The 20,651-nt window shown below is 68.6% G+C and carries 22 protein-coding genes and 1 pseudogene; 13 read left to right on the forward strand and 10 right to left on the reverse strand.

Annotated elements, in window-relative coordinates; genetic code table 11:
• Positions 1-108: 108 nt before the first annotated feature.
• The 3 genes and pseudogenes from AC07Y4_RS18765 to yjgA form a co-directional block, all read right to left on the reverse strand.
• Positions 109-348 (reverse strand): annotated as a pseudogene (locus AC07Y4_RS18765) (hypothetical protein); the annotation flags it as partial.
• A gap of 190 nt (positions 349-538) precedes the next feature.
• Positions 539-1,132 carry a molybdopterin adenylyltransferase gene (gene mog / locus AC07Y4_RS18770; RefSeq protein WP_159276060.1) on the reverse strand — a complete coding sequence of 198 codons (594 nt, stop codon included), beginning with the start codon at positions 1,130-1,132 and terminating at the stop codon, positions 539-541.
• A complete protein-coding gene (gene yjgA / locus AC07Y4_RS18775; protein ID WP_062476481.1) occupies positions 1,129-1,788 on the reverse strand; it encodes a ribosome biogenesis factor YjgA in 660 nt (219 codons plus the stop codon). The genes mog and yjgA overlap by 4 nt, the downstream gene beginning before the upstream one ends.
• Before the next feature lie 98 nt (positions 1,789-1,886).
• On the opposite strand from yjgA, the gene pmbA reads away from it, so the two are divergent.
• The 11 genes from pmbA to AC07Y4_RS18830 all read left to right on the forward strand — a co-directional run bounded on the left by pmbA (position 1,887) and on the right by AC07Y4_RS18830 (position 13,830).
• The gene (gene pmbA, locus AC07Y4_RS18780) at positions 1,887-3,257 is read left to right on the forward strand and encodes a metalloprotease PmbA (protein ID WP_062476484.1); all 1,371 of its coding nucleotides are present in this window, start codon (positions 1,887-1,889) and stop codon (positions 3,255-3,257) included.
• Positions 3,258-3,323: 66 nt separating this feature from the next.
• Positions 3,324-4,268: a helix-turn-helix domain-containing protein gene (locus AC07Y4_RS18785; RefSeq protein WP_070063149.1), complete on the forward strand. Its 945-nt coding sequence runs from the start codon at positions 3,324-3,326 to the stop codon at positions 4,266-4,268.
• 174 nt (positions 4,269-4,442) lie between these two features.
• On the forward strand, positions 4,443-5,714 hold the full coding sequence (locus AC07Y4_RS18790; RefSeq protein ID WP_307693458.1) for an ABC transporter substrate-binding protein: 1,272 nt from the start codon (positions 4,443-4,445) through the stop codon (positions 5,712-5,714).
• Positions 5,715-5,716: 2 nt separating this feature from the next.
• On the forward strand, positions 5,717-6,586 hold the full coding sequence (locus tag AC07Y4_RS18795; protein ID WP_095949108.1) for a carbohydrate ABC transporter permease: 870 nt from the start codon (positions 5,717-5,719) through the stop codon (positions 6,584-6,586).
• Positions 6,587-6,597: 11 nt separating this feature from the next.
• The gene (locus AC07Y4_RS18800) at positions 6,598-7,410 is read left to right on the forward strand and encodes a carbohydrate ABC transporter permease (RefSeq protein WP_216850729.1); all 813 of its coding nucleotides are present in this window, start codon (positions 6,598-6,600) and stop codon (positions 7,408-7,410) included.
• Between the two features lie 32 nt (positions 7,411-7,442).
• A complete protein-coding gene (locus tag AC07Y4_RS18805; protein WP_495274893.1) occupies positions 7,443-8,549 on the forward strand; it encodes an ABC transporter ATP-binding protein in 1,107 nt (368 codons plus the stop codon).
• 37 nt (positions 8,550-8,586) lie between these two features.
• Positions 8,587-9,636 (forward strand): NAD(P)-dependent alcohol dehydrogenase, encoded by a 1,050-nt coding sequence (locus tag AC07Y4_RS18810; protein WP_495274894.1) that lies wholly within the window; start codon positions 8,587-8,589, stop codon positions 9,634-9,636.
• Between the two features lie 108 nt (positions 9,637-9,744).
• Positions 9,745-10,578: an SDR family oxidoreductase gene (locus tag AC07Y4_RS18815; RefSeq protein WP_495274895.1), complete on the forward strand. Its 834-nt coding sequence runs from the start codon at positions 9,745-9,747 to the stop codon at positions 10,576-10,578.
• Positions 10,575-11,906 (forward strand): flavin-containing monooxygenase, encoded by a 1,332-nt coding sequence (locus AC07Y4_RS18820; protein WP_495274896.1) that lies wholly within the window; start codon positions 10,575-10,577, stop codon positions 11,904-11,906. The genes AC07Y4_RS18815 and AC07Y4_RS18820 overlap by 4 nt, the downstream gene beginning before the upstream one ends.
• Before the next feature lie 26 nt (positions 11,907-11,932).
• A complete protein-coding gene (locus AC07Y4_RS18825; protein ID WP_095949103.1) occupies positions 11,933-12,835 on the forward strand; it encodes a bile acid:sodium symporter family protein in 903 nt (300 codons plus the stop codon).
• The gene (locus AC07Y4_RS18830; protein WP_495274897.1) at positions 12,832-13,830 is read left to right on the forward strand and encodes an SDR family oxidoreductase; all 999 of its coding nucleotides are present in this window, start codon (positions 12,832-12,834) and stop codon (positions 13,828-13,830) included. The genes AC07Y4_RS18825 and AC07Y4_RS18830 overlap by 4 nt, the downstream gene beginning before the upstream one ends.
• Here the strand turns inward: AC07Y4_RS18830 and AC07Y4_RS18835 are convergent.
• A complete protein-coding gene (locus AC07Y4_RS18835; RefSeq protein ID WP_495274898.1) occupies positions 13,817-14,728 on the reverse strand; it encodes a LysR family transcriptional regulator in 912 nt (303 codons plus the stop codon). The genes AC07Y4_RS18830 and AC07Y4_RS18835 overlap by 14 nt on opposite strands.
• 101 nt (positions 14,729-14,829) lie before the next feature.
• On the opposite strand from AC07Y4_RS18835, the gene AC07Y4_RS18840 reads away from it, so the two are divergent.
• Positions 14,830-15,591: a sulfite exporter TauE/SafE family protein gene (locus AC07Y4_RS18840; protein WP_495274899.1), complete on the forward strand. Its 762-nt coding sequence runs from the start codon at positions 14,830-14,832 to the stop codon at positions 15,589-15,591.
• Between the two features lie 12 nt (positions 15,592-15,603).
• On the opposite strand, the gene AC07Y4_RS18845 is transcribed toward AC07Y4_RS18840, so the two are convergent.
• From AC07Y4_RS18845 to AC07Y4_RS18870, 6 genes are all read right to left on the reverse strand, one after another.
• Positions 15,604-16,095, reverse strand: coding sequence for an NUDIX domain-containing protein (locus AC07Y4_RS18845; protein WP_095949101.1), 492 nt, complete (start codon positions 16,093-16,095; stop codon positions 15,604-15,606).
• A 13-nt stretch (positions 16,096-16,108) separates the two neighbouring features.
• Positions 16,109-16,558: a GatB/YqeY domain-containing protein gene (locus tag AC07Y4_RS18850; RefSeq protein WP_495274900.1), complete on the reverse strand. Its 450-nt coding sequence runs from the start codon at positions 16,556-16,558 to the stop codon at positions 16,109-16,111.
• Between the two features lie 111 nt (positions 16,559-16,669).
• A complete protein-coding gene (rpsU, locus tag AC07Y4_RS18855; RefSeq protein WP_007833691.1) occupies positions 16,670-16,882 on the reverse strand; it encodes a 30S ribosomal protein S21 in 213 nt (70 codons plus the stop codon).
• 110 nt (positions 16,883-16,992) lie between these two features.
• Positions 16,993-18,210 carry a BaiN/RdsA family NAD(P)/FAD-dependent oxidoreductase gene (locus AC07Y4_RS18860; RefSeq protein WP_495274901.1) on the reverse strand — a complete coding sequence of 406 codons (1,218 nt, stop codon included), beginning with the start codon at positions 18,208-18,210 and terminating at the stop codon, positions 16,993-16,995.
• Positions 18,207-18,992: a YaeF family permuted papain-like enzyme gene (locus tag AC07Y4_RS18865; protein ID WP_495274902.1), complete on the reverse strand. Its 786-nt coding sequence runs from the start codon at positions 18,990-18,992 to the stop codon at positions 18,207-18,209. The genes AC07Y4_RS18860 and AC07Y4_RS18865 overlap by 4 nt, the downstream gene beginning before the upstream one ends.
• Before the next feature lie 2 nt (positions 18,993-18,994).
• Positions 18,995-20,119 carry a sterol desaturase family protein gene (locus AC07Y4_RS18870; RefSeq protein WP_495274903.1) on the reverse strand — a complete coding sequence of 375 codons (1,125 nt, stop codon included), beginning with the start codon at positions 20,117-20,119 and terminating at the stop codon, positions 18,995-18,997.
• Positions 20,120-20,200: 81 nt separating this feature from the next.
• Here AC07Y4_RS18870 and AC07Y4_RS18875 point away from each other — a divergent pair, with 81 nt between their 5' ends.
• Positions 20,201-20,587, forward strand: coding sequence for a hypothetical protein (locus tag AC07Y4_RS18875; protein ID WP_369646411.1), 387 nt, complete (start codon positions 20,201-20,203; stop codon positions 20,585-20,587).
• Positions 20,588-20,651: the final 64 nt, after the last annotated feature.

The raw sequence follows: 20,651 nt of genomic DNA on the forward strand, positions 1-20,651 counted from the left end.
GTCCGTGAAGCCGCTGACGTTCAGCCGGCTGGCGTCGGGCGGGGTGACGTCGATCTCGAAGTTGAAGGCGGGCGAAGGCGTGCCCTCGTTGCCGCTGTCGTCGCGCGTGACGATGGTGATGGCGTGCTGGCCTTCGAGCAGGTCGGTCGAGGGCGTGAAGGTCCAGCTGCCGTTGGCGTCGACCTCGGTGGTGCCGATCTCGGTGTGGTGCGAAGACCTGTGCGCGTGCTGTCTGATCGATGCTCGGGTTGTCGACGAAGACGTTTGCCTTTTTGGATGCCATGCAGTTCCTATGCTCTGAAAAGGGAAAGAAAGATCGGATCGGGCTGCGAATTCACGCTGCTCGATCCGGCGGCCCGGGCGTCAGGAACTCTAGGAAGAACAGGGGAGCGGAACCATCGGACGGGTCCGATAAAAGCCGGGGCGCGCGATGCGGGCGCGAGCGCGCCCCTCGCGCATCGGCGAAGCAAGATGTGTCTTCGGTGGTGAATGCCGCCGCGCGAGAACCGGCGGCAGGCAGGCCCGTGGGGCCTGCGCCTCAGCGTGCGGCGCGAACGGCCGACTTGGGCCGGAAGGCCTTGCAGACCGTGTCGTCGGTCTCGAGGTACGGTCCGCCGATCAGGTCGATGCAGTAGGGCACGGCGGCGAAGATGCCGGGCACGAGCTGTGTGCCGTCGGCGTCCTTCAGCCCTTCGAGCGTCTCGGCGATCGACTTGGGCTGGCCCGGCAGGTTGATGATGAGGCTCTGGTCGCGGATGACGGCCACCTGCCTCGAGAGGATGGCGGTCGGCACGAAGCGCAGGCTGATCTGGCGCATCTGTTCGCCGAAGCCGGGCATTTCCTTGTGGGCCACGGCCAGCGTGGCCTCGGGCGTGACGTCGCGCAGCGCGGGGCCGGTGCCGCCGGTGGTGAGCACGAGCGAGCAGCCGGCATCGACCAGCTCGATGAGCGTGGCGCTGATGCGGTCGGCCTCGTCCGGGATCAGGCGGGCTTCGAACTCGAGGGGGTTCTTCAGCGCGCGGCCCAGCCAGTCCTTGAGCGCGGGCAGGCCCTTGTCTTCGTAGGTGCCGCTGGAGGCGCGGTCGCTGATGGAGACGATGCCGATGCGCACCGAATCGAAGCCTTCGCTCATGCGTCTTCTTCCCGGTCTTGCGCCGCAGCCGCTTCGGCGTGGTCGTCGCCGCCATGCACCGCCAGTTGCGCGCGCACGAGCTGGAAGATCTCGCGGTAGGCCTTGCCCTGGCGCGGTGCTTCGCCGGCGGGGCCGGACTTCAGGTCCTTGCGGGCCTGGCGCACGAGGGCGCGCAGCTGCTGGGAGTCGGTGGCGGGGTGGGTTTCGATCCAGCCGCCGAGGGCGTCGTCGTCGGCGATCAGGCGTTCGCGCCAGCGTTCGGCCTCGTGCAGCGCGGCGGCTTCGGCAGCCGGCACGGTGTTCTGCTCGGTCAGCGCCTGCTTCACGGCCTCGAGCACCTCGGGGTCGAGGGCGCGCATGAGCTTGCCGATGAACTGCATCTGGCGGCGCTTGCCCTCGAAATTGGTGATGCGCTTGGCCTCGGCGATGGCGTCGACCAGTTTCTCGCTCAGCGGGAGGGCGTCGAACAGGCCGGCACGCAGGGTGAGCAACTCTTCGCCCAGTTTCTGCAGTTCGGCGCTCTCGCGCTTGAGTTCGGTGCGACTGGCTTCGTCGGTGCCGCCCTTGAGCTCGCGCTTGAGCTCCAGGTCGAGTTCGCTGCCTTCGGCAACGAAGTGGCCACGGACGAAATAGCCTTTTTTGGGTTTGCGGGACATGGGGTGGATTCTGGGCCGCGCCGTGCGGCGCTGCAACGCGCACAGGGGGCGCGGAAGGGAAAACGTGAAACAGGGGGCGCAAGTATCATAGCCACCACATGACGACATCCTCCTCGCGCGCCGATTCCGGCTTCGCCTACAGCCGCTCCTTCTTCGAAAACCTGGTCGATTCGGCCCTGGCCCACGCCAAAAAGCTTGGGGCCACCGACGCCGGCGCCGAGGCCTCCGAGGGCTGCGGCCTGAGCGTCTCGGTGCGCAAGGGCGAGCTCGAGAACGTCGAGCGCAACCGCGACAAGTCGCTGGGCATCACGGTCTACGTGGGCCACCGCCGCGGCAACGCCAGCACCTCCGACTTTTCCGAGGCGGCCATCGCCCGCACGGTGCAGGCGGCCTACGACATCGCCCGCTTCACGGCGGAAGACCCGGTGAGCGGCCTGCCCGACGAGGAAGACATCGCCAAGGTGCAGCCCGAGCTCGACCTGTTCCACCCCTGGGACGTGACGAGCGAGCAGGCCGCCAAGCTGGCGCTGGAGTGCGAGGCGGCGGCGCTGTCGACCGACAAGCGCATCACGAACAGCGAAGGCGCCGGCGTCTCGGCGCAGCAGAGCCACTTCTTCAGCGCCCACACGCACGGCTTTCGCGGTGGCTACGCCAGCTCGCGGCACTCGATTTCGGTGGCGCCCATCGCCGGCAAGGGCGACGACATGCAGCGCGACGCCTGGTACAGCTCGATGCGCTCGGCCGACGAACTGGCCAGCCCGCAGGCCGTGGGCCGCTACGCCGCCGAGCGTGCGCTCAGCCGTCTGAAGTCGCGCAAGATCAAGACCACCGAATGCCCGGTGCTGTTCGAGTCGCCGCTGGCCGTGGGCCTCTTGGGCGGGCTGGTGCAGGCCGTGAGCGGCGGGGCGCTGTACCGCAAGAGCACCTTCCTGCTCGACTCGCTGGGCAAGCCCGTGCTGCCCAAGCACGTCGACGTGGCCGAAGACCCGCACGTGCTGCGCGGCAAGGGCAGCTCGCCCTTCGACGACGAAGGCGTGATCACCCGCGCCCGCAAGGTGGTCGATGCCGGCCGCCTCGAAGGCTACTTTCTCTCGACCTACTCGGCGCGCAAGCTGGGCATGAAGACCACCGGCAACGCCGGCGGCTCGCACAACCTGACGCTGAGCTCGCGCCTCACGAAGCACGGCGACGACCTCGACGCCATGCTCGCCAAGCTCGGCACCGGCCTGTTCGTGATCGAGCTGATGGGGCAGGGCGTCAACTACGTGACAGGCGACTATTCGCGCGGCGCCAGCGGTTTCTGGGTGGAAAACGGCCGCATCGCCTATCCGGTGCAGGAAATCACGATTGCCGGCAATTTGCGTCAGATGTTGATGGGAATTGAGGCGATTGGCGCAGATGCGTACACTTTCGGCGCAAAAACCACGGGGTCGATCCTGGTCAACCGCATGAAGGTGGCGGGCGCCTGACAGGCCCTGCCGCTCGCAACGGCGCTGGTTCGACGACCCCTCCATTCAAGGACAGGGGGACAGGACATGAGCAAACACAGCGCCGTACGCAAGCCGGCCCTCGAACACGAACTGCTGCGTGACCCGCGCCTGGGCTTCGAGCCGGCGGGTAGCAGTTCGGTGCGCTGCCTGCAGCACGGCGTGCCCTGGCCCTTCGACTGCTGGCACTACCACGACGAGTACGAGCTGCAGTGCATCAACCGCACCAGCGGCGACGCCTTCGTCGGCAACCACATCGGCCGCTTCGAGCCCGGCTATGTCGCCCTGGTGGGCGCGCGGCTGCCCCACACCTGGATCTCGCACGACGTGCCGCCCGAGGGCGTGGCCGACCGCAGCATGGTGATCCATTTCCGCGACGCGCCCCTGCGGCAGGGCGTCGACCTGTTCCCCGAGCTGGAGACGGTGCTGCCGATGCTCGACCGCGCCAAGCTGGGCATCGAGTTCTTCGGCATCGGCGACCTCGTGCGCGAGCGCTTCGGGCGCGTGCAGAAGCAAAAGGGCATGGCCCGGCTGTCGGAGTTCATCGGCCTGCTGCACGAGCTCGCCAGCTGGAGCGACTGGCGCCAGATCTCGAGCAACGCCGACCCGAGCGACGAGGACCCCACGGCCAACACCCGCATGCGCCGCGTGCTCGACTACCTGCACGCGCACCTGGCCGAAGAGCTCTCGCTGCCCACCGTGTGCGGCGTCGCCAACATGGCCGAGAGCAGCTTCTCGCGCTACTTCCACAAGCACATGGGCAGCACCTTCACCGATTTCGTCACGCGGCTGCGCATCACCAAGGCCTGCGAGATGCTGCAGGTGTCCGACCGGCTGGTGAGCGACATCTGCTACGAGGTCGGCTTCTCGAACCTCGCGAACTTCAACCGCCGCTTCCTGCAGCTCAAGGGCATGACGCCCTCGGCCTACCGGCAGCAGGCGCAGGAGCGTTTCGGCCTGCGCAGCGCGCAGCACACGCCACTCGCCGCCTGATGGCCGACTGATACGTACTTGCCTCTTGGGCTAAACCCCGAGACGGCTTGGCAGCAAAGTATCAGGTGCCCGGTGGGCATGTAGGAGGCCCTTCGGATCGGCCGCCTAACCTTTGTTTCGTTGCATTTGCCGGCATTTCGCCGGCAATTTGCACGAACAACGAAGGAGACAAGCATGCCGATTCCGCATTCCCACCGTCTGGCCGGCCTCGCGCTCGCGCTGGCCACGCTGGCGCCCGCCGCACTGGCGCAGGTCTGCAAGGAGGACGTGCGCGTCCTGTCGCAGCCGCGCGAAGGCCTGACGCTGCTCGAAAAATCCAAGGACGAGTTCAAGCGCCTCAGCGGTGCCTCGTTCAGCATCGACAACCTCAACGAGAACGACCGCCGCGCCAAGTCGCGCGCCGATGCCTCCACGGTCGGCAAGTACCACGTGTACTACGTCGACGAGGCCAACGTCGCCCAGTTCGTCCAGTCGAAGTGGATCGTGCCGCTCACGCCGTACTACCCGGCCAGCTACGACTACGCCGACTTCGACGCCGGCCGCCAGAAGGTCGCGACCTTCGCCGGTCAGGCCTGGTTCGCGCCCCTCACCGGCGGCGGCGACCTCATGGTCTACCGCAAGGACCTGCTCGAGAAGGCGGGCATCAAGCCGCCGGCCACGCTCGACGAGTTCGTGGCGGCCGTGAAGAAGCTCAACGACCCGGCCAACGGCGTCTACGGCGTGGCGCTGCGCGGGCAGCGCGGCTCGGGCGCCAACGTGTGGCGCTGGATGCCGTTCTTCCGCGGCTACGGCGGCCAGTGGTTCGACGGCGACAAGCCGGTCTTCAACTCGCCCGCCGCCGTGAAGGCGACCCAGACCTACCTCGATCTCTTCAAGTACTCCGCGCCCGGCACCAAGACGGGCGGATGGGACGAATCCACCGGCGCCTTCCTGGCCGGCAAGGTCGCGATCCTGGTCGAATCGACGCCGCTGGCCGGCAACGCGCTCGACCCGAAGATGTCGACCGTGGTCGGCAAGATCGCCTACGCCGTGCCGCCCACGCCGCTCACCGGTGGCGGCTACGGCCACGGCCTGGCCATCGGCGCGCGCGCCAACAAGACCGAAGAGGCCAAGAAGTGCGCGGGCCTGTTCATCGCCTGGGCCACGTCCAAGGAGAACGAGCAGCGCCGCCTCGCGCAAGGCCAGTTCGGCGAACTCAACCGCACCAGCGTGCTCGGCAGCCCCGAGTTCGCCAAGCGCTACGGCGCCGACCTGGGCAAGGCGCTGGCCGACACCGGCAAGGTCACGGCCGTGAACTTCTGGCAAGACCCGGCCTGGCCCGACCTGGGCGACCGCTGGGGGATCATTCTGGAAGAGCTGATCACCGGCTCGCGCACCGACATCCAGGGCGGGCTCGACGAACTCGACGCCTACGCCAAGCAGCTGATCGCGCGTCGCAAGAAGTGAGCATGCGTTCCCACACCCCACGGCTGCCGGCCGTGTTCATCGGGCCGGGGCTGCTCGTGCTGGCGGTCCTGGCGCTGGTGCCGACGGTGTTCGCCATCGCCATCTCGCTGCAGGACCGCGAGCTGGGCCAGGCCGACACCGGCTGGGTCTGGTTCAGCAACTACGTGCAGCTGTTCTCCGATCGGCGCTTCCTGAACTCGGTGCGCGTGTCGCTGGTGTGGGAGGTGCTGACCGTCAGCGCCACCATGGCCCTGGCCGTGCTCATGGGCACGCTGATGCACCGCTGCGCCACGCCGCGCTGGCGCCAGGTGCTGTCGATGCTGTTCATCGTGCCGGTGCTGCTGCCGCGCGTGTCGGCCGCCTTCGTCTGGAAGTTCGCCTTCCATCCGCTGTTCGGCCTCATCACGTGGCCCTACAAGGCGATCACCGGCGAGCCGCTCGACCTGTTCGCCGACCCGGTGCTGGCGCTGCTCACGGTGGCCTTCGTCGACGTGTGGCAGTGGGGGCTGTTCTTCGGCGTCATCGTGCTGAAGCTGCTCGAAACCCTGCCGCCGCAGCCCTTCGAGGCCGCGCGGCTAGACCACGCGAAGACCTGGGAGGTGTATGCCTACGTGGCGCTGCCGATGCTGAAGGCGCCGCTCATCAGCCTGGCCTTCGTGAAGATGGTGGAGTCGCTGCGCGCCTTCGACCTCATCTACGTGATGACGCGCGGCGGCCCCGGCATCTCGACCGAGACGCTCGACATGTACGCCTTCTCGCAGGGGTTCATCGAGTCGGGCCGCATCTCGTACGCGTCGAGCATGGCGGTGCTGATGATGGTCGCCTCCACGGTCGCATTCACCTACATCTGGAAATGGACCAAACCGTCATGAAGAAGCTTGCCATCGGAACGCTGCTGGCGCGGCTGGCGCTCATCGCGGCCGGGCTCTCGGCCCTCGTGCCCGTGCTGTGGACCTTTCTCAACTCGTTCAAGAACCGGGTCGACATCGTCTCGGCCGTGCCGAAGTTCTTCTTCACGCCCACGCTCGACAACTACCTGTACGTGCTGAACCGCGAGGCCGTGGCCGCGGGGCTGGTCAACTCGATCGTGGTGGCGGGCGCGGCGGTGATCATCGGCGCGGTGCTGGGCCTGCCGGCCGCCTATGCGCTGGCGCGCTACCCGCTGCGCTGGGGCAACGACATCCAGTTCTTCGTGCTGTCGATGCGCTTCCTGCCGCCGGTGGCGGTGGCCATTCCGCTCATGGTGATCTGGCTGCAACTGGAGCTGTACGACTCGCGCATCGCGCTCATCGCCACCTACACGCTGCTCACGCTATCGACCGTGATCTGGCTCGCCATTCCGGCCTTCAAGGCGGTGCCGAAGGAGGTGGAAGAGGCCGGCCGCGTCGACGGCTACGGGCCCTACGCGATCTTCTTTCGCATCGCGCTGCCGATTGCCGCGCGCTCGCTGGTAGGGGCCATCGCCTTCGGCTTTGTGCTGGTGTGGAACGAGTTCCTCATCGCGCTGATGCTCACCACCTCCGAGGCCAAGACGCTGCCCATCGTGGCGTCGGAACTCAGCCAGCTCGGGCGCGATGTGCCGTGGGGCATCTTGAATGCCTCGGTCATCCTGCTGTCGCTGCCGCCGCTGCTCATGGTGGGCGTGCTCAGCGGTTTTCTCAATGCCGCGTTCAAGCGCAAGCGGGAGGCTGAATGAACCCTGTCACTTCCATTTCTCCAGAACAACAAATGTCTGCCATCCACTGTCACCACCTCATCAAGCGCTACGGGGAAACGCAGGTCGTCCACGCCTTCGATCTCGACGTGGCCGACAACGAGTTCGTCGTGTTCCTCGGCCCCTCGGGCTGCGGCAAGTCGACCATCCTGCGCATGCTCGCGGGCCTGGAAGACATCAGCGGGGGCGACCTGCACATCGGCGGCCAGCGCGTGAACGACCTGCCGCCGCAGGAGCGCGGCATCGCGATGGTGTTCCAGAACTACGCGCTGTACCCGCACATGACGGTGCGCGACAACATCGCGTTCGGGCTCAAGCGCCTGAAGGTGCCCAAGGCCGAGATCGACAGCCGCATCAAGGAGGTGTCGGACACGCTGGGCCTGGAGCGCTACCTGCAGCGCAAGCCCACCGAGCTGTCGGGCGGCCAGCAGCAGCGCGTGGCGATTGCGCGCGCCATGATCAAGACGCCGAAGGTGTTCCTGTTCGACGAGCCGCTGTCGAACCTGGACGCCAAGCTGCGCAACCACATGCGCATCGAGATCGCGAAGCTGCACCAGACGTTGAAGACCACCACCGTGTACGTCACGCACGACCAGCACGAGGCCATGACGCTGGCCGACCGCATCGTGCTGCTGCGCGACGGGCGTATCGAGCAGGTCGGCACGCCGCAGGAAATCTTCGAGCGCCCGCGCTCGGCCTTCGTGGCCGGCTTCATCGGCACGCCGCCGATGAACCTGATGGAGATGGCGGTGCACGGCCTGGACAACGGGCAGTGCGAGCTGCGCGGAGGCGGCGGCTCGGTGCGCGTCGATGCGCGCCGCTTCGCGCTCGAAGGCCGCGCGCGCGTGACGCTGGGCGTGCGCCCGGCGCACCTGTACCTCGACACCGCCAAGTCGAACGGCGAAGGCTTTGCCGGCGAGGTCCAGCTCATCGAATACCTCGGCAACGAAGTTCTGGTGAGCGTGGGGCAGGGCGGCGAAGAGATCGCCGTGCTCCTGCCGTCCGCGGCGGGCCCCCGGCTTGGCGAGCCGCTGCGCTTCGTGGCCGATGCGCAGCAGGTGCACCTGTTCGATGTCGCGACGGGCGCTTCGCTGCTGCGTCCGGACGCCGTGCTGCACTGAGTGGCAGCCCTCGTTTCAACCCTCTGAGAAAGATGCAATGAAAGCACTGGTTCTGGAAAAGGCGCACGAGATCACGCTGCGCGATGTCGAGCTGCCGCTGCACGTCGGCCCGCGCGACGTGAAGATCCGCATGCACACCGTGGGCGTGTGCGGCAGCGATGTTCATTACTACCAGCACGGCGGCATCGGCCCCTACGTCGTCGATGCGCCCATGATCCTCGGCCACGAGGCCTCGGGCGTGGTGGCCGAGGTGGGCGCCGAAGTCACTCACCTGAAGCCCGGCGACCGCGTCTGCATGGAGCCCGGCATTCCCGACATGGACTCGCGCGCCGTGCGCGAAGGCTTCTACAACCTCGACCCTGCCGTGCGCTTCTGGGCCACGCCGCCGATCCACGGCTGCCTCACGCCCTACGTGGTGCACCCGGCGGCCTTCACCTTCCGCCTGCCCGACAACGTGAGCTTCGGCGAAGGCGCCATCGTCGAGCCGCTGGCCATCGGCCTGCAGGCCGCGAAGAAGGCGGCGCTGAAGCCGGGCGACGTGGCGGTGGTCATCGGCGCCGGCACCATCGGCGCGATGACGGCGCTGGCCGCGCTCGCGGGCGGCGCGGCGCGCGTGATCCTGGCCGACCTCGTGCCCGAGAAGCTGGCGCTGTTCGCTCACAACCCGGCGGTGACGACGGTCGACGTGCGCAGCACCAGCCTCGCCGACACCGTGCAGGCCCTCACCGACGGCTGGGGCGCGAACGTGGTCTTCGAGGCCAGCGGCAGCACGCGCGCCTTCGACAACGTGTTCGACCTGCTGTGCCCCGGCGGCTGCCTCGTGCTGGTGGGCATACCCGCCGCCAAGGTGGCTTTCGACATCGTCGCGATCCAGGCGAAAGAAGCGCGCATCGAGTCGGTGTTCCGCTACGCCAACATCTTTCCGCGCGCGCTGGCGCTCATCGCGTCGGGGCAGGTCGATGTGAAGCCCTTCATCTCGCGCACCTTCGCATTCGAGGACGGCATCGCCGCGTTCGAGGAGGCCGCGGCCGGGCGCGTCACGGATGTGAAGATCCAGATCGAATTTCCCGCCGCCGAAGCCGCCTGAACGCCCCGCAAGGGCGCGGGACAAGGGGAAACGCTGGGGAGTGCGCTGGCAGGGCGCGGCTACAGTGGCTGCGTTTTGCCACTCGCAGCCTTGCGCGCCTCCCTGCCCATGCTCTTGCCGTTTCGCAATGTCGTTCTCACCGGTGCCTGCGGCGGCCTGGGGCAGGCGCTGGCGCGTGCGCTGATCGACGGCGGCGCGCGCGTGGCGCTGGTGGGACTCGACACCGAACGCCTCGCCGCGCTCGCTGCCCAAGGCGAAGGGCGCTGCAAGGCCTACACGCCCGACGTGTCCGACAGCCCCGCCATGCAGGCGATGGCGGCCGACTGGATGCAGCGCTTCGGCCCGCCCGATCTCGTGATCGCCAACGCGGGCGTGGCCGGTGGCTACGACACCGCCGAGGCCGACGACCTGGCCGTGTTCCGCCGCATGCTCGAGATCAACCTGCTCGGCGCGGCCACCACCTTCCAGCCCTTCGTGCAGCCGATGCGTGCGCAGGGCCACGGCGCGCTCGTGGGCGTGGCCAGCATCGCGGGCTGGCGCGGCATGCCGGGCAACGGTGCCTACTGCGCGAGCAAGGGCGGGCTGATCCGCTATCTCGAAAGCCTGCGCGCCGAGCTGCGTGGCACGGGGCTCACGGTGCACACGGTGAGCCCGGGCTACATCCGCACCGCGCTCACGGCCGGCAACCGCTTCGCGATGCCGGGGCTGCTCGAGGCCGACGCGGCGGCGCGCCAGCTGCTGGCGGGGCTGGCGGCCCGGCGCGAAAAGATCGTGCTGCCGCGGCGCATCGGGTGGCTGTCGAAAGCACTGGGCCTGTTGCCCGCGCCGCTGCACGACCGGCTCCTGCGCGGCCAGCCGCGCAAGCCGCGTGTGGGCGAGGCGGGCGCCACCGCCATTCCCGGCCTGAATTCCCAGAAAGAGAAAGAACCTTCCCGCCGATGACGCCTTCTGCCACCGCCGTTCCGACACACGAACAGATCGCCCTCATCGGCGCCGGGCCCTCGGGCCTGGCGGGCGCGCGCAATCTGCAGAAGCTCGGCGTTCCGTTCCAGGGCTTCGAGGCGCACAGCGACGTGGGCGGCCTCTGGGACATCGACAACCCGCGTTCCACGGTCTACCACTCGGCGCACCTGATCTCGAGCAAGCGCACCACCGAGTTCGCCGAGTTCCCAATGGCCGACACCGTGGCCGACTACCCGAGCCACCGCGAGCTGCGCCGCTACTTCAGCGACTTTGCCGACCGCTTCGGCCTGCGCGCGCACTTCCGCTTCGGCACGCGCGTGCTGCGCGTGGAGCCGGTGAGCGACGCGCCCGACACGCGCTGGCGCGTCAGCGTCGAGGCGCCTGACGGCACCGTGGAGACCGACGAGTACAAGGGCGTGGTGATCGCCAACGGCACGCTGTCGGAGCCCAAGCATCCGCAGTTCGAAGGCCACTTCGACGGCGAGCTGCTGCACACCAGCAGCTACAAGCACCCGGAGCTCTTCAAGGACAAGCGCGTGCTGATCGTCGGCGCCGGCAACTCGGGTTGCGACATCGCGGTCGATGCGGTGCACTACGCGCAGAGCGTGGACATCTCGGTGCGGCGCGGCTACTACTTCGTACCCAAGTACGTGTTCGGCAAGCCGGCCGACACGCTGGGCGGCAAGCGCCCGCTGCCGCCGTGGCTCAAGCAGAAGGTCGACGCCACCGTGCTGCAGTGGTTCACCGGCGACCCGGTGCGCTTCGGCTTCCCCAAGCCCGACTACAAGATGTACGAGTCGCACCCGGTGGTGAACTCGCTGGTGCTGCACCATGTGGGCCATGGCGACATCGGCGTGCGCGCCGACATCGCGCGGCTCGCCGGGCGCACCGTGCATTTCAAGGACGGCAGCGCGCGCGACTACGACCTGATCCTCACGGCCACGGGCTACGCGCTGCACTACCCGTTCATCGACCGCGAGCTGCTCAACTGGCAGGGCATGGCGCCGCGCCTGTACCTGAACATCTTCTCGCCGCGCTTCGAGACGCTGGGCGTGCTCGGCATGATCGAGGCCAGCGGCATCGGCTGGCAGGGGCGCTACGAGCAGGCCGAGCTGCTGGCGCGCTACTTCCGCGCGCAGGCCGCGGGCTCGCCCAAGGCAACGGCGCTGCGCACGGCGGTGCAGGGGCCGCCGCCCGATCTGTCGGGCGGCTTCAAGTACCTGCAGCTGGAGCGCATGGCCTACTACGTGCACAAGGACACCTACCGCGCGGCCGTGCGCCAGGCCGCTGCCGCACTGGCTGACTGATCGTCTTTCTACAAGGGGTTCCGCGCATGCTGCCTGTCGACGAGATCCGCCTGCACTTCAACCCGGCCTCGCTGGTGCTGCTCAACGTGGTGCTGGGCTTCCTGATGTTCGGCATTGCGCTGGACACGCGCATCGACGACTTCAGGCGCGTGGCACGCATGCCCGGCGCGATGGCGGTGGGTATCGGTGCGCAGTTCGTGGTGCTGCCGGCCGTGACCTTCGTGCTCACGCTGATCCTGCAGCCGGGCCCGAGCATCGCGCTGGGCATGATCCTCGTGGCCTGCTGCCCGCCGGGCAACATCTCGCAGATCCTCACGCACCGCGCGGGCGGCAACGTGGCGCTGTCGGTGTCGATGACGGCCATCTCGAATGCGCTCTCCATCGTGGTGATGCCGCTGAACTTCGCGTTCTGGGGCGGCCTGCATCCCACGGCCTCGGTGCTGCTCAAGACCATCGCGCTCGACCCCTTCGACATGCTGGGCCACATCGTGATGATCATCGGCATTCCCTTCGTGCTGGGCGTGGCCTGCGCGCACAAGCTGCCGGGGCTCACGGCGCGCATCAAGAAGCCGGCGCGCATCCTGAGCTTCCTGGCGCTGATCGCCTTCATCGTCGGCGCCATCGCGGGCAACTGGCGCTACTTTCTCGACTACGTGGGACTGGTGCTGATGGCCGTGGTGATCCACGACGCGCTGGCCTTCGGCACCGGCTACCTGTGCGCGCGGCTCTCGGGGCTGGGCGACTACGACCGGCGCGCGGTGGCCATCGAGGTGGGCATCCGCAACGCGGGGCTCGGGCTGGTGCTGATCTTCAGCTTCTTCGGCGGGCTCGGCGGCATGGCCGTGGTGGCCGGCGTGTGGGGCTTCTGGGACATCATCGCGGGCCTCGCGCTGGCGAGCTGGTGGGGGCGCAAGCCTGCGACGCCATGAGCGAGGTCTGGAAGGCGTCCGCGCGGCGCGTGCTGGTGACGGGCGGTGACGGTTTTCTCGGGCGCAGCGTGCTCGCGGCATTGGCCGCGCAAGGCACCTTCGAAACCCTGGTGGCACTCGACGTGCGCGAGGTGCCCACGGAGCGCCGGCTGCCCGGCGTGGCCTACCTGCAGCAGGACGTGCGCGACGACGGCATCGCCGACGTGCTCGCCGAACACGCGATCGACACGGTGGTGCACCTCGCGTCCATCGTCACGCCCGGCAAGGGTTCGAACCGCGCCTTCGAGCATTCGGTCGACGTGGGCGGCACGCGCAACGTGCTCGACGCCTGCGTGGCGCGCGGCGTGGGGCACATCGTGGTGTCGTCCAGTGGTGCGGCCTACGGCTACCACGCGGACAACCCGGCCTGGATCACCGAGTCGCAGCCACTGCGCGGCAACCCGGTGTTCGCCTATGCCGACCACAAGCGACAGGTGGAAGAGATGCTGGCCGACTGCCGCGTGCAGCATCCCGCGCTGGCGCAGACGGTGCTGCGCATCGGCACCATCCTCGGCGAGCGCGTCGACAACCAGATCACGGCGCTGTTCGAGAAGAAGCGGCTGATCGCCATCCGCGGCAGCGACAGCCCCTTCGTGTTCGTGTGGGACGAGGACGTGACCGGCGCCATCGCCCACGCGCTCGGCGGCGCGCCGCCCGGCTGCTACAACCTCGCGGGCGACGGCGCGCTCACGATCCACGAGATCGCCGCGCGGCTCGGCAAGCGCGCCATCGCCTGGCCGGCCGGCGTGCTGCAGGCGGCGCTGGCCGCCGGATCGGCATTGGGCGTGAGCCGCTACGGGCCCGAGCAGCTCGACTTCCTGCGCTACCGGCCGGTGCTGCTGAACACCGCGCTGAAGACCCAGTTCGGCTACGTGCCGCGCAAGACCAGCCGCGAAGCCTTCGAGGCCTTCATTGCGGCGCGTGCGCGGCAGGGGCGGCCGGTCACTTGCGCGTAGCCTCCGCCGGCGGCGGTGGCGCGGTCAGGTAGTCGAGCATGCGCCGCGCATTGAGCGGCAGGTCTTGCGACGAGCGCACGCAGGCCATGAGCGTGCGCTCGGCCCAGGGGTCGGCGAGCGAGGCGCGCGCGATCTTCATCGAGCGGGCGCAGCGCTCGGCCGCGGTCTGCGGCACGATGCCCACGCCGATGCCGTACTCGACCATGCGGCACACGGCCTCGAAGTTGCGCACGCGCACGCGGTAGGCCAGGTGCCTGGCGAGCGCGCGCACGTGCCCGGTGATCAGCTGCTGCAGCGCGCTGTCGGCGGGCAGGCCGACGAACTCGCTGTCGACCACCTCGGCCAGGTGCACGCGGCGCCGGCTGGCCAGCGCGTGGCCGCGCGGCATCACCAGCACGAGGTCGTCGCGGCGGAAGGGGTGGCATTCGAGGCCGTCGCTGTCGATGGCGTCGGAGACGATGCCGATGTCGCACAGGCCGCTGCGCAGGGCCTCCACGGTGTCGGGGCTGGCGCGCTCCTCGAGGTCGACCGAGATGCGCGGATGCTCGGCCAGGAAGCGGCTCAGCACCTCGGGCAGGTGCTCGGTGAGCGCCGAGGTGCCGCACATGAAGCGCACGTGGCCCTTGAGGCCCTGGCCGTACTCGCCGAGCTCGCCGCGCAGCCGCTCCATCTGCTGCAGCACGACGCGCGCATGGTGCAGCAGCGTGCGTCCGGCCTCGGTGGGGCGCACGCCCTGCGCGTGGCGCGTGAGCAGGGGCGTGCCGAGCGCGTCTTCCATGCCGCGCACACGCTGGCTGGCCGAGGCCAGCGTCATGTGCGAGCGGCCAGCGCCGGCCGTGAGGCTGCCGGCTTCGACGACGTGGAGAAAGAGCCGCAGGTCGGTCAGGTCGAATCGCATGATGGGCCGCAAGGTAGCACGCCAGCCTCAGCCTGTGCCTGAGGCTGGCTGCGCGAAAGCCGCATTTCCAGTGAGGGCGCCGGTCGGCAGACTCCGCGGCGATGACGATCTCCAACGAAGCGATGGGCCTGTGGGCGGCGGCCGCCGCGGTCTTCCTGCTGGCCGGCCTGATCAAGGGTGTGATCGGCCTGGGGCTGCCGACCGTGGCGATGGCGCTGCTCGCGCTGTGGATGTCGCCCGCGCAGGCGGCGGCGCTGCTGATCGTGCCGTCGCTGGTCACCAACCTCTGGCAGACCGGGGCGCGCGCGAGCTTCGGCGCCGTGTTCCGCCGCATCGGTCGCATGCAGGCCGGTGTCGTGGTGGGCACGCTCGCCGGGGCGTGGTGGCTGGGCGTACCGGCCGGGGCCTGGGCTTCGCTGGCGCTGGGCGTGGCGCTGGTGATCTATGCGCTGTGGGGGCTGACGGGGCGGCAGCTGCACGTGAGCGACGCACAGGCGCGCTGGCTGGGGCCCGTGGTGGGCGCTGCGACGGGACTGGTGACGTCCGTGACCGGCGTGTTCGCGGTGCCGGCCGTGCCGTACCTGCAGGCGCTGGGTTTCCAGCGCGACGCGTTGATCCAGGCCATGGGCATCTCGTTCACCACGTCGACCGTGGTGCTGGCCCTGGGGCTGGCGGCCAACGGAAGCTACCCGGCGGCGGTGCTGGGCGGGTCGTTGGCGATGCTGGTGCCGGCGGTCGGCGGCATGGTGCTGGGCACCTGGTTGCGGCAGCGGTTGCCGGTGGCCGTGTTCCGGCGCTGCTTCCTGATCGGGCTGGCGCTGCTGGGGGCGTACATGGCGCTGCGCGCCGTCATGTCCGCCTGATCCCGTGACCGGTCAGCTGGCGGCCAGCAGGGCCGCGCGCACGCGCTCGATGGTCTGGCGGTAGGGCAGGGCGAAGTCCTCGATGGGGGCGTCGGCCTCGAGCCAGTAGAACGAGAACACCAGGCCTTCTTCTTCCGGGCTGCCCGTGGCCATGTGCTCGAAGGTCTCGGGCAGGGCGCGGTGGTCGCGCATCAGGAAGATGTGCCAGCGCTGCGGATGGCGGTGCGTGTTGCCTTCGACGCCGGCTTCGCATTCGCGCTCCAGCGTGCCCAGCGATTCGAGCCGGCCGGCGAACACCAGGCCCGACTCTTCGAGCAGCTCGCGCCGCACGGCCGCCTCGGGCGACTCGCCGGGCTCGATGGTGCCCTTGGGCAGCTGCATGTTGCCGTCTTCGGGATGACGGAACACCAGCAGCCGGCCCTGCGCATCGACCAGGCAGGCGCAGGCCTTCGGGATCGTCGCGACGGGGGCGGCGCCGAGCGGGCTGCTGCTGCCGTTCTTCATGGCGGTGGCCGCCTCAGGCGCCCGTGAGGGCGGCCTTGACCGCGGTGCTGACCTGGCCCATGTCGGCCTTGCCGGCCAGGCGCGTCTTGACCACGCCCATCACCTTGCCCATGTCGCCGGGGCCCGAGGCGCCCAGTTCGGCCACGATGGCCTTCACCGCGGCGGCCGTTTCGTCGGCGCTCATGCGCTGGGGCAGGTAGACCTCGAGCACCTTGATCTCGGCGGCTTCCTTGTCGGCCAGGTCGGCGCGCCCACCCGTGGTGAACGCGGCGATCGAGTCCTTGCGCTGCTTGACCATCTTGTCGACGATGGCCACGACCATGGCGTCGTCGAGTTCCACGCGCTCGTCGACTTCCTTCTGCTTCATGGCGGCGAGCAGCAGGCGGATGGTGGCCAGGCGCTCCGAGTCCTTGGCGCGCATCGCCGTCTTCATGTCTTCGGTGATTTGTTCTTTGAGAGTCATTCTTCGCAACCTTTCGGAAAAAACAAAAGCCGCGGCAGGTTTCCCTGGCGCGGCTGGTGCAACGGGGCGCTGGCGGGGACTTTCGTCGGGGCCAGCCACCCTGGGCGTTGCTTAGTACAGCTTCTTGGGGAGCTGCATGCTGCGCACGCGCTTGTAGTGGCGCTTGACCGCAGCTGCCTTCTTGCGCTTGCGCTCAGCCGTCGGCTTCTCGTAGAACTCGCGGGCGCGCAGGTCGGTCAGCAGGCCGAGCTTTTCGATGGTGCGCTTGAAGCGACGCAGGGCGACGTCGAAGGGCTCGTTTTCTTTAACGCGGATGGTGGTCATTGATGAATCGTTGAACTGAAGTTGGCTCGGGGAGATCGAGGCCCAAAGCCGGGGTTCCTCAACTGAAATCTTTGGTGGCCGTTGAGGGAAGGCCGGAAGTTAGCCCGAGATTATAGCGCGGTTGCGCACGCATGGGCACTGGCCCAGGCCCACTGGAAGTTGTATCCGCCCAACCAACCCGTCACGTCGACCACTTCCCCGATGAAATACAGGCCCGGTTGCTTCGATTCCATGGTCTGGGACGACAGATCGCGGGTGTCGACGCCGCCCGCCGTCACTTCGGCCTTCTTGTAGCCCTCGGTGCCGCTGGGGGTGATCTGCCAGCGGGCGATGCGCTCGGACAGCGCCGCCAGCGCCTTGTCGGTGGCTTCGTTGACCGGGCGCTGCAGGGCCGGGTCTTCGCCGACCCAGGCGTCGGCCAGCCGCGAGGGCACCAGCGCGGCCAGCTCGTTGGCGATGCGCTTCTTCGAGCGCCGCTTGGCGTCGGTCAGCGACTCGGCCACGTCCGTGCCGGGCGCAAAGTCCAGCGTCAGCGGGGCGCCGGGCTTCCAGTAGCTCGAAATCTGCAGCACCGCCGGGCCCGACAGGCCGCGGTGGGTGAACAGCAGGTCTTCCAGGAAGGCCATCTTGTCCTTCTTGCCGCCAGTCTCGATGCGCACCGGCAGCGCCAGCCCGGCCAGGCCGGCGTAGGGCGCCCAGGCGTCGCCGCCGAAGGTCAGTGGCACCAGCGCCGGACGCGGCGTGACCAGCCGCAGGCCGAACTGCTCGGCGAGCCGGTAGCCGAAATCGCTGGCACCAATTTGGGGAATCGACAGGCCGCCGGTGGCCACCACGAGCTTGGGCGCGTCGATCGGGCCGCGCGTGCTACTGATTTGGTAGCGCCCGTCGACAAAGGCGATGTCGCCGAGCTTGCACGGCTGCCAGCGTTCGACGTTGCCGGCGGCGCACTCGGCCAGCAGCATGTCGACGATCTGCTGCGAGGAGCCGTCGCAGAACAGCTGGCCCTTGTGCTTCTCGTGGTACGCGATGCCGTGGCGCTGCACCATGTCGATGAACTGCTGCGGCGCGTAGCGCGAGAGCGCCGAGCGGCAGAAATTCGGGTTGTCGCCGACGAAATGGCACTGCGGGGCGCGCACGTCGAGGTCGCGGTTGGTGAAGTTGGCGCGGCCGCCGCCCGAGATGCGGATCTTTTCGCCGACCTTCTCGCTGTGGTCGACCAGCAGCACGCGCAGGCCGCGCTGGCCCGCCAGGGCGGCGCAAAAAAGACCGGCGGCGCCGGCACCGACGACAACGACGTCAAAGGAAGAAGAGGGAGGAGAAGAGCTCAAGCGGGTCCGTCCGCCGCCAGCACCGGCGGCGGGTTGTATTTGAGGTGGCCCACGTAGCGCAGCGGCTGCGTGGCGGCGATCGAGGGCACGTCGCCTTCGCGCATGTGGAGCAGGTCGGCGGGGCTCACCCAGCGCGGGTCGGCGTCGGTGATCGGCACGCCGGCCTGGCGGTAGGCCTCCAGCACGAACTGGGAGCAGAAGAACTGGTCGTTGCGGCTGGCGCCCAGCTGCACCGTGGCCAGGCCGCTGATGCAGTACGCGCTGACGGCCGAGGGAATCAGCGGCAGCTCGCACAGCCGGCGGTTCAGCACGAAGGGCGCGTTCAGCAGCACGCCGGCGGTGTTGTAGCGGGTGCCGACCTGTGAATGCGCCCACTCACGCATCTTCTCGACATCGGCCGTGACGAGGCCCGGCACGCGAAAGGCCACGACCATCTGCTCTTCGTCGACCACCTCGGCCAGCGGTCGCGCGCGCACGCCGGTGCCCACGGCCTCGGCGATCTGGCCGTCGCCCAGGTACAGCACGGCATGGCTCACGGGCGAGAAGGTGCCCAGGCGGATGCCGAACGAGTTCACCGTGGCGATCGAGGTCAGCAGGATGTCGCCGGGCGCCAGCACCTCGGCGCCGATCAGCTCGCCGCCGTTGCCGGGGGCGATCACCGAGCTCTGCACGCGCAGGCGCAGGCCGGAGGTTTCGGAAGGCATCTCGATGCGCGTGGCGCAGGCCGAGAGCAAGAGCGGCAGCGCCGCGGCGAGCGCCACCGCGCGAAGAAGGGAGCCCATGGTCATCCCTTCCAGACGAACGGGAACTTCAGCTGCTTGAAGAAGCCGTTGGGCACGTAGTCGCCCAGCACGCCGTACTTCTCGGGCCAGAGCTTGGTGCTCTTCACGGCGGTGCCGAAGATGTAGTCGAGGAAGGCGTAGTGCGCCGCGTAGTTCTTGTCGAGCGCCTCGATGTCCTGGCTGTGGTGCCAGTGGTGGAAGTTGGGCGTCACGATCAGGTAGCGCAGCGGGCCCAGCCGCACGCTCACGTTGCAGTGGTTGAACACCGCCTGGAAGCCGACCACCACGATGTAGGCGTCGATCACGTCCTTGCTGAAGCCCAGCACGTAGATGGGCGCGAGCACCAGCGTGCGCGTGATCAGCAATTCGAGGATGTGCTGGCGCGAGCCCGCCATCCAGTCCATGCTCTTCACGCTGTGGTGCACGGCGTGCAGGCGCCACAGCACCGGCACCTCGTGGTAGGCGCGGTGCGTCCAGTACTGCACGAGGTCGGCCACGAGAATGATCAGCAGGATGCCGGCCCAGAACGGCAGGTTGCTCACCCAGCCGCGGATGCCGTCGTTGGCGGCCCAGCCGAAGAGCTTGTGCACCATGAGGTTGGTGGCCAGCAGCACGAAGCCCACGATCATGTGGTTCACCACGAAGTGATGAAAGTCGGTCTGCCACTCTTCGCGGAACACCGGCTGGTCCTTGCGCAGCGCAAAGAGCTTCTCGATGAAGATGAAGATCAGCGACGAGCCCAAGAGGTCGAGGATGAACCAATCGAGCCCGATGTACGGCGTGTGGTCCGCGAAGTCGTGCACCGGCACCTTGTGCCCGCCCAGCAGCGCAGACACCACCACCAGCAGGAACGCGGCCGACGAGAGCCAGCGCGAGCGGTTGAAGATGATGTTGACCAGCGAGAGCCCGCCCGCGATGACCAGCGCGGTGAGCAGGATGACGCGCATCACATCGACGTTGTAGCTCTTGCGCAGCTCGGGCGTCGTCAAGTACTGCGGGAAGTGGAAGGCCAGCACGCCCAGGAAGCACAGGGCAGCGAGGCTGAAGGCGATGGTGCCCGTGACCAGCCCGCGCCCGCGGCGCAGCTCGCCGTGGCTTTCGGTGAATTCGTTGAGTTTGTCGAGCATCCCTGCCTCTTCCTTCTTGTTCGTTGGGCCGGGCGGGATTTTAGGCGGCGCCCGGACGGCGGCGCTACACTGCGCCTCCTCATGGCCCGCCGCTCCCTTCGTCGCTGCACGACCGCGATTTTCGTGGTCCTGTCGCTGCTGTTCTCGCAGCTGGCGCTGGCAGGCTATGTCTGCCCCGGCGCGTCGGACAGCCCGGGCTCGATGGCCGACATGATGGCGTCGGGCGAGCCCTGCGAAGGCATGGACATGGCCCAGCCGGTGCTGTGCTTCCAGCACGCCGCCGACCTGTCGCTGTCCTTCGAGCCGGTGAAGCTGACCACGCCTTCGCTGCCGGCCATCGTGCAGCTCGTGGTGATGCCGCTGGTGCTGGTGTCGGAGGGCCATGTCCTTCCGCCGCAGGCCGTGCCGGAGCGGCAGCATCCACCGCCCGATCCCGTTTTTCTCGCCACGCGCCGACTGCGCGTCTGACCTCTCCGTCGACTGACCGGTGCTGGTGCGGCGCGTGCGCCTGCCAGCGAATCGCTCGTTCGTT

The sequence above is a fragment of the Variovorax sp. GW460-12-1-14-LB1 genome (genome assembly GCF_059423605.1).